The sequence below is a fragment of the Cognatishimia activa genome, from assembly GCF_026016445.1.
Classification (GTDB): domain Bacteria; phylum Pseudomonadota; class Alphaproteobacteria; order Rhodobacterales; family Rhodobacteraceae; genus Cognatishimia; species Cognatishimia activa_B.
In genome coordinates, this window is sequence record NZ_CP096147.1 from 18,279 (window position 1) to 31,942 (window position 13,664).

A 13,664-nucleotide genomic window follows, 5' to 3' on the forward strand; every position below is an offset into this window, starting at 1 on the left:
TAGGCGCTGATGCGTAAATCGACTGCGCGCTTAAGTCATTGCAATCAAGTCTAAAATACGAGTTGTCACTCGTGGAATGGCGATCAAGCCCAGCGTTAGCCTATGATGCTAAATTTGTCGCTGGGCTTCTGACGCGTAAAAATGGGCCTATTGCGAGCAATTTCTGCGCAAAAGGGGTGCTCAATTTGTAGAGCTAAACCTATGGAATCAGGTTTCAGACTTGGGCTTTGGTCTGCGGCGCAGGTGAGTCGAAATACGAAACCCGCCAGGTGCAATCGCGCGCGTCCGGTTTCTCAAAACAGGGGTGTTGGCAGAGTTGCCCGCCGCGGCTTCGCGGACCACGATGTAGATGCCGCTCAGGATGATCACGCCAGCGCCAATAAGGGTCTGCTCGTCCGGAAATTCGTCAAAGAACATGGCCCCATAAATGGTTGCCCAAACGATCTGACTGTACTGCATTGGCGCAACGATGGCCGCTTCACCTGATCGATAGGCCCCTACCAATAGGAATGCAGCAATGAAGCCCATGACGGCAACAGCGCCAATCGCTGCGAAATCGAAAAGCGGCATTGGCTTATAATTAAATGCGAGGGCGATGCTCATCGTGATAAAGATCGCGGCAAAAGGGTAGAGCATCATCACGACCTGACTTTCCTCATTGCCAATCCGGCGTGCGATGACTGATTGTGTTGCGACGCACAATGCCGCGCAGAGCCCGGCGATGTGGCCAAGTGAAAGCGGTTCTGCTCCGGGGCGAACGACGATCAACACCCCCACGAGTCCCAGCACCACGGCACCAGCTCGATGGATGCCAACGCGTTCTCCCAGGACCGGAATAGCGATCAGAGTGATCAATAGTGGAACAGTAAACAGGATTGAATAGACCTGTGCCATCGGCAGCGCAGAGAAGGCGTAAAACCCACAAATGCCACCTAAAACCATTGTCAAAGATCGCGCAGCGACCCACCAAGGGTGGATGGGGCGCAAACGCGCCTGTTCATCGGAGGTGATCATCATAAGTGTGAGAAGCGGGAATGACAGCAGACTTGCAAAGAACAAGACCTGCATCGGTGCGTAAATACCGCCGAGGTACCGGATGATCACATCGTGTGATGCGTAAACCGTGAAGGCAGCGAGCGAGAGCAGGGCGCCTTTGAGATTATTCGTGGGGGTCATTGCGAATCCAGTGCAAGCGGGAGCGCTAACATCTGGATTATCACATATCGGGAATGTGGCAAGCCGCAGGGTATCGAAGTTTGGCTTGCGGGAGGAAAAAAGGGCTGGCGCGTTATCGGCCAGCCCAATTTTATATCACTTACAGAGATGCATCCAGCGCGGCCAAGATCGCATCACCCATTTGGGATGTGCTCACGGGCTGCGCATCTTCTGCCTGCATCAGGTCGCCCGTGCGCACGCCGTCTGCCAGAACTTGCTCAACCGCTTTTTCAAGACGGGTCGCTTCTTCGCCCTGATCAAAGCTGTAGCGCAGTGCCATTGCGAAGCTCAGGATACATGCGCATGGGTTTGCTTTGCCTTCACCCGCAATGTCTGGTGCGGAACCGTGAACCGGCTCGTAAAGCGCTTTCGGACGACCGTTTTCCATCGGTGCACCCAAGGATGCGGATGGCAGCATGCCCAGAGAACCTGTCAGCATCGCCGCGCAATCAGATAGAATGTCGCCAAAGAGGTTATCGGTCAGGATGACGTCAAACTGCTTAGGTGCACGTACCAGCTGCATCGCGCCGTTGTCGGCATACATGTGGGAGAGTTCGACATCAGAGTAGGACTCTTGATGCACGCGCTCAACAACCTCACGCCACAGAATGCCAGATTCCATAACGTTGGCTTTTTCCATGGACACAACTTTGTTGTTGCGACGGCGTGCCAGTTCAAAGGCAGAGCGTGCAACGCGGTCAATTTCCGCTTCGGTGTAACGCTGGGTGTTAATGCCGACGCGCTGACCGTTTTCTTCGAAGATGCCGCGTGGCTCACCAAAGTAAGACCCGGATGTCAGCTCGCGCACGATCATGATGTCGAGGCCGGCAACGATGTCTTTTTTCAATGAGGAGAAATCAGCCAAAGCGTCAAAACACTGCGCTGGGCGCAAGTTTGCAAAAAGATCCATCTCTTTACGCAGGCGCAGAAGACCACGCTCTGGTTTCACAGAGAAGTCCAGATTGTCATAAGCAGGACCACCAACAGCACCCAGAAGTACCGCGTCCGCCTCTTGTGCTTTTGCCATGGTGTCGTCGTGCAGAGGGGTGCCGTGCGCGTCATATGCTGCGCCGCCCACCAGATCTTCGCTCACGTCGAATTTCAGACCGCGTTTGTCACCATACCACTCGATGATACGACGCACCTGAGCCATGACTTCTTGTCCAATACCGTCGCCCGGCAGGATCAGCAGAGAGGGGTTGCTCATGTTGATTCATCCTTCAGAAATTTGCTTGCCGCTGCCTAGCTTTTACAGCCAGAAAGATCAAGAAACCTTGGGGTTTTGCGCAGGAAAGTTGCGAATTATTCCGGCAAAGCGACGTCAATCCAAACCAATCGATGTCGACTACTGTCGGTCTGTCCCTCAAATGGGGGCGACAGGCCTGCGGAGATCACCTCCAGATCAGGAGATGGTAACACATAGCTCACTCGCAAATTGCCGGGGCCTGGGGAGTGATAAGTGACCGTATGGGCATCACTGTGTGGCCAATTTTCAAAGGGATCGTTGAGTAAGTTTGATGTCAGAATGTCGGAGATAACGTGGTGATGCCCCTCACCGAGAAAGGGGTCGACGTTCATTTGCGCAGCAAGCACATAGGGTGCATCGTATCTCTTGGAACTGAGTTCACCTAGCCAAAATAGGTTTTCATCGGCGTTGCGATGCCCATTTCTATCCTCCGGGCCATCAAACACAGGCGGTGTAGCATGGTGGGTCAACACCCAAAGTTTTTTGTCGTTAATTGTGAAAGGGATGGCAGCGTAAGCAACGGAGGCCAAACGCTGAATAGCAATCGCCTCACGAGGAAGAAAGCTCTCAATTTCATCAAACTGCGTCGTCGCTTTCCACAGTAAATGAGAGAAGGTTTCTACTGCATCCTGATCGATCGGATAGCGCGATAAGACCGCGATTCCGGATTGCCCTGGAAAGCGACCATAGCCCTGCGCATCTCTTGGGTCGTTGGTTCGCCCATTCCCGTCAATATCAAAACCTGTTGGAATTCCGGTGTTTGGTCGCGGAGCATAAAGATAGGCGAGGTCCAGCTCTGCGCGATTCAAAAGCACTGCTAGAGCTTTCAGTGCTGCGAACTGAGCGTCGTAATCAAAGCTCTGAATGATTAGAATATCTGGCCGGTACTGAACGATAGTTCGTGAGGTGGACTGAACTTTTGGCGTTTCGCGAAAAATGTCACGCAACAACAGGCCCGGGCCTTTTTGCGAAAGCTCAGTGTTAAAAGTCGCGATGCGGATTGTCTCTGCAGCCGTGGCGAGACTCCAGTTAATCAGACAGGCTGCAAGCCCTGCGCAACGGCATAAGCGCGTTTGCGGTTTTCGTCGATCATCGTTGCGATGCGGGTCATGGCGATGCCACGCATTACCAGGCCTGCCGGGAAGAATGCCCAAATTGCCACCGTCCAGATCAGCGTTTGCGGATTGGTCAACTGTAATGGGTTGGCGATATCCGAAATGGCCTTGAAAAAGGCAGGAAACAAGAATGGCATGAGAATGCCTAACGCAATGTTAAGACGTCCATCGCGGGTAAGGCGCGGTAGAACATCACCGCCAACGGTTGGATCAAACAGGGGCAGGTTGACCCAGACATTGAACGCACCGTTGCGTGCTGGCCAATCTAGGGCGCGCACGAGAAAGAAGAAGATCGCCAAGCTGATCAGCGAAAACGCATAAGCCGTTCCAGCTGCCATGCGGACAAATTCAAGTTCTGCAGCAGAGGCGCCTTGCGGCATAGTCACCGTTACAAGTCGGACAGGTGAGTAAGGGAAATCTAATACATTGCCAGTCAGAGTGGCGATTGTTTTCAGAAGACCATTAAGCGCGTTTGGATCGGACGCGTTGCGATAAACGGACGCGATTGTAAAAACAGTCACCAAGACTGCAACATATCTCAGACGATTGAAGGGCGGCGCATTCCGAAACTCAAGAATACTAGGATAGGTGGCGTAATACTCAATGAAGACGAACAGGCTCGAAAATATCGCAAGTAGCACGACGACCTGAGACGCATCTGAGTTGACTCCCGGCAAAAGAAGCGCCGGTAAAGCCACTAGAAATGCAATCAAAATTGCGCGTGTTATCGCGCTTATAAATTGTGTGAGCACTGCTCTTTCCCTTCAAACTGGACCGCCACGGTTCTATGCCGCGTGCTGTTTCCAACTTGAGATCCCGTCATTCTGACAGGTCTGCCTCATTCTTGCCCCAATCGTGCCGGGATTTGGACAAAGGCTCAACTGTTAGTTTATGAAAGCGCGGAATTCCCTGGGTTCAGAGCAAAAAGTGGTGCGCGAATGCACCAGATTTCTGAAAAAAGTACAGGAAACCATGATGCTATGAGGCGAGGCTCACCTGCATATCTGTGTTGGTCGGCCCCGAAAAAGACTCTGATGCTCTTAAAATCTAGTGCTTAGTTCGCCGCATATTAAAGTCTCTCGGCCGATGCGCCACATTTACGCCACAAAAAAAGCCGCCCGAATTGGGCGGCTTCTTCAATTTGATTAAACGTCTGTTCAAACCCAAGGGCGCGCTGCAGAAGCTTGTGCCTCGAATGCATCGATAGACGCTTTCTTCTGCATGGTTTGACCGATGTCATCCAGACCTTCCAGCAGGCAATGCTTGCGGTGTGCATCCACATCGAACTTGATGACTTCGCCATCGGATGTCGTGATTTCCTGCGCTTCCAGATCAACGGTCATACGCGCGTTTTCGCCTTTTTCCGCATCTGCCATCAGGATGTCGACCTGCTCTTGCGGCAAGACAACCGGCAGAATGCCGTTCTTGAAGCAGTTGTTAAAGAAGATGTCTGCGAAGCTTGTGGAGACTACGCATTTGATGCCGAAGTCTGCGATCGCCCAAGGCGCGTGCTCACGAGAGGAGCCGCAACCGAAGTTGTCGCCTGCGATCAGGATTTCTGCGCTGCGGTACTGTGGTTTGTTCAGCACGAAATCTTCGATTTCTGTGCCGTCGCGGTTGTAGCGCATCTCATCAAAGAGGTTCTTGCCAAAGCCGGTGCGGGCGATGGATTTCAGGAACACCTTTGGGATGATCATATCGGTGTCGATATTTACCAAAGGCATTGGCGCAGCAACGCCGGTCAGTGTTGTAAACTTGTCCATAATATATGTCTCCTTACGAGCGGACGTTTATGGAGTCCGTAATGTGTGGCTCCGGGTCACGCGGTTTTTGCCAATTTGGCGATGTGACCCGAAAGAGGTTCTGGTTTCGGTGTGCCCTGCAGCGCCCAGTCATAGACCTGGCGCAGCTGGCGCGCTTTGGCGGACCATGTGAAATGGTCCTGAATGGTTGAGCGAGCCGCCTGCGCCATCGGCGCAAGCTGGCTTGGTGTCTGACAAATGCTGTCGAGCGTCTCGCGGAACTTGGCGACGATCTGATCTCTTGTGCCCATGGGCACTTTGAAACCAGTCTCATCCGTAACCAGTTCTGCCGGACCTGCATAATCGCAGATCACGGGAACCAGCCCCAAGGCCATGGCTTCTAGAACAACACCGCCACCGAACTCTCGGATCGACGGGAAGGTCAGAAGATGCGATTTGCGCGCAACGTCCTGAACCTTTTGGTGCTCGACCCAGCCATGGAAGGTCACAGCATCTGCAACTCCCAAGGTCTGAGCGAGTTCTTTCAGCGTAGCGAGTTCCGGGCCATCGCCCAGCACATCCAATGTCATGCGACCATCCGCCAGCATCGGCTGGGCGGCTTCAATCAACATGTCGCAGCCTTTGTAAGGCACGAGCCGACCGATGAAACATCCCCGAACGGGGCCGTTTTCATAAGGCACGGCAGGTTGATTGAAACGCTGTGGGTCCACGGCATTTTCCGGGATGAAGATCGTTTTGCCCTGCAGGGCATCAGGGATCTCTGATCCGGTATGACGGGAGCCAACAACGATGGCTTTGGCATTGTTCAGTGTCTGACGACGGAATGGATTAAGCTTATAGACATTGCGCACAAACGACAGGAACTCGCGCTCCTTCACCTGCGCCGCAACGAATTCCTTCGGCCACGGCACACCGCCATTCAGCGGCCCCATGACAAAAGGCACCCCGGCTTTGCGGCATTTACGCGCCAGTAGGCTATTGGCGGTCGGTGACAGAGGTGTCACGCGATGCACCAGATCGTATTTGCCGGTTTTGATATCCGCACCGAACTGTTTCCAGACCGTGCGTTCAAAGATCGGGTAAAGCAGGCTTTCGATCAGGCGCACCGTGGTCCAGCCCCGGTTTGCACCCATGCGCAGGCGTTCTGCCAGCTTATGGCCTGCTTTTGCCGCCCATTCCGTATCGATGGCCGTGAACTCATCCCCCTCGGTCAGTCCGGCACGCAGGATCGCGTCGCGGTTTCTGACCTGAGTGACGAGATGCACTTCAGCAACCTCTCGCAAGGCTTGCGAGAGGGACCAGCCCACCAAAGGCACGCTCACCCACTCGGGGTTTGCCGCCTCGGCGATCACTAAGACACGCGGTCTTTGTTGGCTGGAGCCGTCAGACATTGGGTTAGCTCAGCTCGCGGATGTCAGTCAGCTTGCCGGTCAGCGCTGCCGCCGCCGCCATCGCGGGGGAAACAAGGTGTGTTCGACCTTTGTAGCCCTGGCGACCTTCGAAGTTCCGGTTCGAGGTTGCAGCGCAACGCTCGCCTTCGCTCAGCTGATCTGGGTTCATCGCAAGACACATGGAGCAACCCGCCAGACGCCATTCAAAGCCAGACTCTTGGAAAATTTCCGCGAGGCCTTCTTCTTCTGCCTGCGCACGGACCAGACCAGAGCCCGGAACGATCATTGCACGCATGCCGTCTTTGATCTTCTTGCCTTTGACGACTTCCGCCACGGCACGCAGGTCTTCGATACGACCGTTGGTGCAGGAGCCGATAAAGACGGTGTCGATCTCGATGTCTGTGAGTTTCTGACCCGGTGTCAGACCCATATATTCGATGGAGCGACGTGCCGCTTCGACCTTGCCGCCTTCGAAATCTTCTGGGGAAGGCACAACGCCGGTGATCGGCAGAACGTCCTCAGGAGAGGTGCCCCAAGTCACAACCGGCTGAATGTCTTCGCCTTTCAGGGTCACAACTTTATCAAAGTGTGCACCTTCGTCGGTGAAGAGTGTTTTCCAATACGCCAGAGCTTCTTCGAACTGAGCTGCCTTAGGTGCATGAGGGCGACCTTTGACATATTCGAATGTGGTCTCATCTGGTGCGATCAGACCTGCGCGTGCGCCGCCTTCGATCGCCATGTTACAGACGGTCATACGACCTTCCATAGACAGATCGCGGATCGCTTCGCCGGTGTATTCGATCACGTAGCCAGTACCGCCTGCGGTACCGGTTTCGCCGATGACTGCGAGGGTGATGTCTTTCGCGGTCACACCTGGCTTCAGTTTGCCAGTGATCTCGACTTTCATGTTTTTGGATTTCTTCTGGATCAACGTCTGTGTCGCCAGAACGTGTTCCACCTCAGAAGTACCAATGCCGTGAGCCAATGCACCAAACGCGCCGTGGGTCGCAGTGTGACTGTCACCGCAAACAACGGTCATGCCAGGCAGGGTCCAGCCTTGCTCTGGGCCAACGATGTGCACGATGCCCTGACGGACGTCAGAAACAGGGTAATAGTGCACGCCGAATTCTTTGGCGTTTTTATCGAGCGCTTCAACCTGAATGCGGCTCTCTTCGTTGTCGATGCCTTTGGCACGGTCCAGCGTGGTCGGAACGTTGTGATCCGGAACCGCGATGGTTTTTTCTGGCGCGTGCACTTTGCGACCAGCCATGCGCAGACCTTCGAAGGCCTGCGGGGAGGTCACTTCGTGGACCAGGTGGCGGTCGATATAAAGCAGGCAGGTGCCGTCTTCGGCCTCATGCGCAACATGCGCATCCCAGATTTTGTCATAGAGTGTTTTGGGGGACATGGGTCCTCTCCGTATTGATGAAAATGGCTATGTGGCTGCAATACGGGCGTGCGAATACACGCCGCGCCCTCATAGGGCGGCGATGACAGTTTTGTTCTGACCAAAGAACCGCCAGGGCAAAAAGGCGCGGTCAGCGATGTCATAGATGCGTTTCATGGCATGTCAGATAGCCGGAGTCGCAAAGTGCTGCAAGGGAAATGCCTTGTTTTTCCCACCTAGCCCGTGTCACGATTGTTGAGGGAATAGGGGCAAATGGCAGAACACGAGACTACCTTAGAAGCAACTGAAACGGCGGCGATCACGGAGCCAGCCGCACCAGCAGAATCGACGGCGACTGATCAAGACACGCAAGAGATCGCTCTCAGTCTTTGGGATCAGGTCTTTGCCTTCGCCGAAGGGCTGCTTCGACCTTGGAACGCCTATCAGGTACTCATCGCGATTGGGCTGTTGTTGTTGTCCTTTGGATTGTCACGACTATTCAGCCCGCGGTTGCATCATTGGATGAGGACACGTGAAGGGTGGCCCAAATGGCGCTACCGCTACATGTTGCTTTTGCAGCGGCGTATGGCGTTGATCTTCTTTGTAGTGCTGATCTGGATTGCAGTGCTTGTGATGCGAGATATCACATGGCCCAGCCGGTCCTATTTGCTTGGGATATTCGCTAATCTGGCGAGTGCCTGGCTGATCATCGCTTTGATCACGCGGCTTGTGCACAATAGTTTCCTTCGAAGTCTTCTGAGATACGGCGCTTGGGCTTGGGTCACTTTGGTCTTGATTGGACTGAGCGAAGAATTCCGCCAATTGCTGGATTCTGCGGCACTTAATGTTGGCACCGTCCGACTATCGCTTTGGACGATCCTACAAGCCGCTGTGATGCTTGGGCTGACCTTTGCCGTTGCGCGCTTTGTGTCAGGGTCCACCACAGCCAGCATTAAGAAAAATGACGACATCAGCCCCTCGATGCAGGTGCTTGTGATCAAATTCATGCAGGTTTTGCTTTATGGCGCTGCTTTCTTCATTGGGTTGAAAATCGTTGGCGTCGATTTGACCGGTCTCGCGGTTCTGTCTGGTGCCATCGGTGTCGGCCTTGGTTTTGGCCTGCAGAAAGTTGTCTCAAACCTTGTCTCAGGCATCATCATCCTGCTGGATAAATCGATCAAACCTGGTGACGTGATCTCACTTGGAGAGACCTTTGGTTGGATCAACTCACTGGGTGCGCGCTACGTCTCTGTCGTAACCCGTGACGGTAAGGAATATCTGATCCCCAACGAGGATTTGATTACGGGGCAGGTGGTCAATTGGTCCCATTCTGATGACTATGTAAGGCTCGATATCTTTTTTGGCACCGCTTATGGCGATGATCCACATGTGGTGCGAAAAGTTGCGATTGATGCGGCCATGTCTGTGGATCGAGTGCTGCGCAATCCAAAAACGCCGGTCTGTCATATCGTGGGGTTCGGCGACAGTTCCGTGGACTATATTCTGCGCTTCTGGATCGAAGACCCTACAGGAGGGCTGACCAATATCCGCGGCAATGTGTATCTCGCGCTCTGGGACGCTTTTCAAGAAGCTGGGATCAATTTCCCATTCCCACAACGCGAAATTCGAATGCTTGCGGACGACAAATATCCAGAAAAGTAAGGCCCTTTGGCCTCACCTATCGGCAAATTTACCGCGCTGGGCGTTATCCGCTTGCGTTTCACTGGAATTTCATAGAACCGGTGTTATCTTGAATTTAGGCCCAGCGCCGGGGCAATGCGGCGCGTTGCAAGGAGGGCAGACTTCTGTCTTTGAACGTAGACGTGGCAAATGCCACAAATGGTGACCAGATGCCTGAAGCGGCGATCGCCTCTCAAGGCACCGAGCTCCTGGAGCTCATACTTAACTCTCTAGAAAACGACAAAGCCGAAGATATCGTGCACGTTGACCTGCGCGGGCGTTCTTCGATTGGCGATTTCATGGTGATCTGCTCTGGTCGCAGCTCCCGCCAAGTGGTGGCGATGTCAGAAAAACTGGTGGAACGCGTGAAAGCTGAAACTGGACGTGTCAGCAAAATCGAAGGTAAAGATACCGGCGATTGGGTGCTGATTGATACGGGTGATGTGATCATCCATGTCTTCCGTCCGGAAGTACGTGAGTTCTACCAGCTCGAAAAAATGTGGGTGCAGGGCGGCAACGCCTGATCATGTGACTTGGGCGCCAGCTGGGGCGCTCGGAGGATAGAGCATGGCAATGCGCGTGCACATTTGCGCGGTGGGCCGACTGAGGTCAGGCCCAGAACGCGATTTACTTGACGACTACCTTTCCCGTTTTGTCAAAACCGGCCGGGGGCTGGGCCTTGGGCCTGTAAAGGTGCATGAAGTCGAGGACCGCAAAGGCGGCGGTATGACGGCAGAGGCAAAGTTGCTGGAAGGCGCGCTTCCCAAAGGCGCGGTGATCTGCACTATGGATGAACGCGGAAAGGTGATGAGCTCCCCTGAGTTTTCCCAAAACCTCGCGCGTCGCAGGGACAGTGGCGTGTCGGATTTGGCCTTTATCATTGGTGGCGCTGATGGCATTGATCCAAGTCTGCGCGCGCAGGCGGATTTTTCGATCAGTTTTGGGCATATGGTCTGGCCGCATATGCTTGTGCGGGTGATGCTAGCTGAACAGCTCTATCGAGCGGCCTCTATCTTGTCTGGGTCACCCTATCACCGGGCGTAACTTGGGTCTGCGAGATCGAGGGTGACAAGTTCTCCCGCCCATCCTTCAAGGTTATCCCGGGCTTGGATTTGCACCTGCTGGGTACCCGACGGAATGACGACGCCACCGAGCGATCTTGTGAAGGGCTGCTCGTTCACATGTGGATGATGCAAAATACGTGTTCCCAACACCTCTCCGCTCAAGTCCAAAACGCGCCAACCGTCCGCGTAGTGATCCCATCCAGTGTCAGGGTGGCTAAGTGTCACGTCAAAGCGCCAGCTATCGCCGTTTTGGCGCGCCTCCACAGCTTCGATCGTCGCGGGGTCAGCGAAGGCGGGACCAGCTACTGCTAAGAGAACAATCAGAATCCTTTTCATATCAGTCTCCTATCGGGGTTCGCGCAGCAAAGAGAGGCGGGAGTGGCTCGCAAATTCGCGGCGCCAAACAATGAAATTCGTTAAAATGCAGGCGAGCATCAGCACAAATCCTCCGCCCAGCCATGCACAGGCGGCGAGGCCGAAGTAAATGGACCGAAGCCCCCTGTTATAGCTTCGTGCAGCGGAGATACCGATCTCTGCGGCTTTCTCGGCTCGCGGAATGCAATGAGGGTCATTTGGGTCGACAGGGACTGCAGACATGATCACCGCGGCGTAGCCAAACAGGCGGTGAGACCAGACGAATTTCAAGAACGCGTTTGCCACAAAAAACACCATCAGGATCAGCTTGATCTCCCAAACGATTGTAGGCGCGCTCATCAATGTCAGCTCGGACGCAACTCCGGTAAGTTGCTCCGCGTTGCCAATCAACGCCAACCCGCCACCGATGGCGATCATAGTTGCTGAGGCGAAAAAGGCCGTCCCTTGGCGGAGGTTCCCGAGAATTTGCGCATCAAAGATCCGCGGGTCACGGAAGATGAACTGTCGCATCCATTCTCTGCGATAAAACGTCATGAGATATGACACGCTTGGGCGCTTTGCCGGAGGGTTTTCGATAAACCAACCAATTACCAGCCAACTTGCAAATAGCAACGCTAGGCCAACGAAGTCAGGTGTCGAAAAAAGTGAAAGGCGATCGATCCATTGCATGCGGCACCTTAGGCATGGGCGTTGGGGTTTGTCATTCGGAAATCGCGCCTCACAGGTATCGCAATCAGGCGAAATCTGGGCATCTGACGATGAGTTGAACCGCAAAAGGCCTTAGTCCCGTCGAACTCTTTCCTTGCCGCTCCCGCAATATCTGGCGGACTTTGTTAGGAGAGACCATGCTGCGCACTCTAGTTGCTGCCCTATGCCTTGTTGCAAATATTGGGGCAGCTCAAGACATCGCTTCTCATGCCGGATTGCGAGATGCAGTCGGGCGTTTGGATATGGGCGAAACCGGATTTTGCACTGGCGCTTTGGTGTCTGAAGATGTGGTCCTGACTGCTGCGCACTGCCTTTTTGATAAGAGCACGGGGCGCAGGTTTCATTTAGATGAGCTAAACTATCACGCGGGTCTTACTGAAGGCACTAATTCGGCAAGTAGCAGTGTTGCTGCCGTGTTCATCCATCCTCAGTATCAGTCATCCAAAAAGGGTGAACTGAGCAATTTGCCCTTTGACCTCGCGCTCGTGAAGTTGAGTCAACCGCTTTTGACACTTACCACAAGAACCATTCAGGTGGCTTATCCAAATTTGAGTGGCGTGCCTGCAAGTGTATTGTCCTATGGGAAAGGCCGCTCTGGCTCTGCTAAGCTACAGAATGGCTGCAGCTTATCACCACACGCACAGGGTATTATCCTGACAACTTGCCAAGCAAGCTCCGGGACGAGTGGGGCGCCAGTATTTCAAATCCGCAATGGACGACCTGCCATCGTTTCGATTGTCTCCGCTATGGCGAAAGCGGACGGCACACCGGTATCGCTTGTGGTGCCCGTGGCCGAGGCGATCGGCGCCATGCAGCGGGGACTGGCATCTGAAGTTACCCCAGCATTCTATCGGTCACAGTAAAGATGCGGCGTTTCCTGACATACCTCTTTTTCCTCTGCTCCGTTCTTCCTGCCGGAGCTGGCTCAAAGCTTGAAGTCATGGATACACGCGGAGACATGCTGGGCTGGGAAGCGGTTGGGCGGATAGATTTGGCAGGACAGGGATTTTGCACAGGTGTGTTAATCGCTTCTGATCAAGTTCTCACGGCAGCACATTGTCTTTTTGATCAAAAGACTGCGCAGCCATTGCCTGCAGACCAGATTGTGTTTCGCAGTGGCTATCTAAAAGGCTCTGCTCTTTCAGAGCGGCGCGGCACAAAACTTGTGGTTGCGGATGGCTTTGTTCCGGGCGGTAGCACCATGGACATTGAAAATGTAAAACGGGATGTGGCTATTTTGCGGCTGGAACAGCCGATTTTCGGATCAGAAGCCGATCCGTTTCGGATCGCGGAAGGCGGTGGGGATGGCTCCGTTCAAGTCATGTCCTATGGTCGTGGTCGAGCTGAAGCAATGAGTTGGCAGCGACGTTGCGAGCTGACGCGGGAAGGTCGCGATCTGAAGTTTTTCGATTGCGATATCACCTTTGGATCATCTGGCGCTCCTGTGTTTGTAAAAACAGGGTCGCGCGTTCGTATTTTTTCTCTGGTCTCAGGAACTGCACGGCTGAAGGATGGAACAACGATCGGTGTGGGAATGGATTTGCCCAACGTCGTCTCTGACCTTCGCGCTAAACTGCGCAATGGGGATGCACCGACAGCCAAAGTGTCCACCGGAGCACGTCGGATAAAGATCGGCGGCGGCAAGTCCGGTAGCGGTGCGAAATTTGTGCGCGCGAATTAAGTCAAACGCCACTTGAAACCCCCAAATGGGTTACCATCT

Annotated in this window: 14 protein-coding genes; 5 read left to right on the plus strand and 9 right to left on the minus strand. The window is 54.0% G+C overall.

The features are described 5' to 3' along the window. Nucleotides 1-207: 207 nt before the first annotated feature. The 7 genes from M0D42_RS00085 to leuC all read right to left on the minus strand — a co-directional run bounded on the left by M0D42_RS00085 (nt 208) and on the right by leuC (nt 8,138). Nucleotides 208-1,176: a DMT family transporter gene (locus M0D42_RS00085; protein ID WP_265019595.1), complete on the minus strand. Its 969-nt coding sequence runs from the start codon at nt 1,174-1,176 to the stop codon at nt 208-210. Between the two features lie 139 nt (nt 1,177-1,315). Further along, nucleotides 1,316-2,422 carry a 3-isopropylmalate dehydrogenase gene (gene leuB / locus M0D42_RS00090; protein WP_265019596.1) on the minus strand — a complete coding sequence of 369 codons (1,107 nt, stop codon included), beginning with the start codon at nt 2,420-2,422 and terminating at the stop codon, nt 1,316-1,318. Nucleotides 2,423-2,517: 95 nt separating this feature from the next. Beyond that, nucleotides 2,518-3,408, minus strand: a complete 891-nt coding sequence (locus tag M0D42_RS00095; RefSeq protein WP_265019597.1) for an endonuclease/exonuclease/phosphatase family protein — start codon at nt 3,406-3,408, stop codon at nt 2,518-2,520. Between the two features lie 86 nt (nt 3,409-3,494). Further along, a complete protein-coding gene (locus M0D42_RS00100; protein ID WP_330221180.1) occupies nt 3,495-4,097 on the minus strand; it encodes a hypothetical protein in 603 nt (200 codons plus the stop codon). 636 nt (nt 4,098-4,733) lie between these two features. Continuing rightward, complete coding sequence (gene leuD / locus M0D42_RS00105) at nt 4,734-5,339, minus strand: 3-isopropylmalate dehydratase small subunit (RefSeq protein ID WP_265019599.1); 606 nt, start codon at nt 5,337-5,339, stop codon at nt 4,734-4,736. Nucleotides 5,340-5,395: 56 nt separating this feature from the next. Continuing rightward, nucleotides 5,396-6,730 carry a glycosyltransferase family 4 protein gene (locus M0D42_RS00110; protein ID WP_265019600.1) on the minus strand — a complete coding sequence of 445 codons (1,335 nt, stop codon included), beginning with the start codon at nt 6,728-6,730 and terminating at the stop codon, nt 5,396-5,398. 4 nt (nt 6,731-6,734) lie between these two features. Then, nucleotides 6,735-8,138 carry a 3-isopropylmalate dehydratase large subunit gene (leuC, locus tag M0D42_RS00115; protein WP_265019601.1) on the minus strand — a complete coding sequence of 468 codons (1,404 nt, stop codon included), beginning with the start codon at nt 8,136-8,138 and terminating at the stop codon, nt 6,735-6,737. A 252-nt stretch (nt 8,139-8,390) separates the two neighbouring features. Between leuC and M0D42_RS00120 the strand changes: the two genes are divergently transcribed. The 3 genes from M0D42_RS00120 (at nt 8,391) to rlmH (ending at nt 10,841) form a co-directional block, all read left to right on the plus strand. After that, complete coding sequence (locus M0D42_RS00120) at nt 8,391-9,779, plus strand: mechanosensitive ion channel family protein (protein ID WP_265019602.1); 1,389 nt, start codon at nt 8,391-8,393, stop codon at nt 9,777-9,779. A gap of 188 nt (nt 9,780-9,967) precedes the next feature. After that, nucleotides 9,968-10,321 (plus strand): ribosome silencing factor, encoded by a 354-nt coding sequence (rsfS, locus tag M0D42_RS00125; protein ID WP_265021064.1) that lies wholly within the window; start codon nt 9,968-9,970, stop codon nt 10,319-10,321. 49 nt (nt 10,322-10,370) lie between these two features. Continuing rightward, nucleotides 10,371-10,841 (plus strand): 23S rRNA (pseudouridine(1915)-N(3))-methyltransferase RlmH, encoded by a 471-nt coding sequence (gene rlmH / locus M0D42_RS00130; RefSeq protein WP_265021065.1) that lies wholly within the window; start codon nt 10,371-10,373, stop codon nt 10,839-10,841. Here the strand turns inward: rlmH and M0D42_RS00135 are convergent. After that, nucleotides 10,829-11,197, minus strand: coding sequence for a hypothetical protein (locus M0D42_RS00135; RefSeq protein WP_265019603.1), 369 nt, complete (start codon nt 11,195-11,197; stop codon nt 10,829-10,831). The genes rlmH and M0D42_RS00135 overlap by 13 nt on opposite strands. Before the next feature lie 9 nt (nt 11,198-11,206). Next, on the minus strand, nt 11,207-11,905 hold the full coding sequence (locus M0D42_RS00140) for a DUF599 domain-containing protein (RefSeq protein ID WP_265019604.1): 699 nt from the start codon (nt 11,903-11,905) through the stop codon (nt 11,207-11,209). A gap of 176 nt (nt 11,906-12,081) precedes the next feature. Between M0D42_RS00140 and M0D42_RS00145 the strand changes: the two genes are divergently transcribed. Both M0D42_RS00145 and M0D42_RS00150 read left to right on the plus strand, forming a co-directional pair. Next, nucleotides 12,082-12,807: a trypsin-like serine peptidase gene (locus tag M0D42_RS00145; RefSeq protein ID WP_265019605.1), complete on the plus strand. Its 726-nt coding sequence runs from the start codon at nt 12,082-12,084 to the stop codon at nt 12,805-12,807. A gap of 2 nt (nt 12,808-12,809) precedes the next feature. Then, complete coding sequence (locus M0D42_RS00150; RefSeq protein WP_265019606.1) at nt 12,810-13,625, plus strand: trypsin-like serine peptidase; 816 nt, start codon at nt 12,810-12,812, stop codon at nt 13,623-13,625. Nucleotides 13,626-13,664 lie beyond the last annotated feature (39 nt).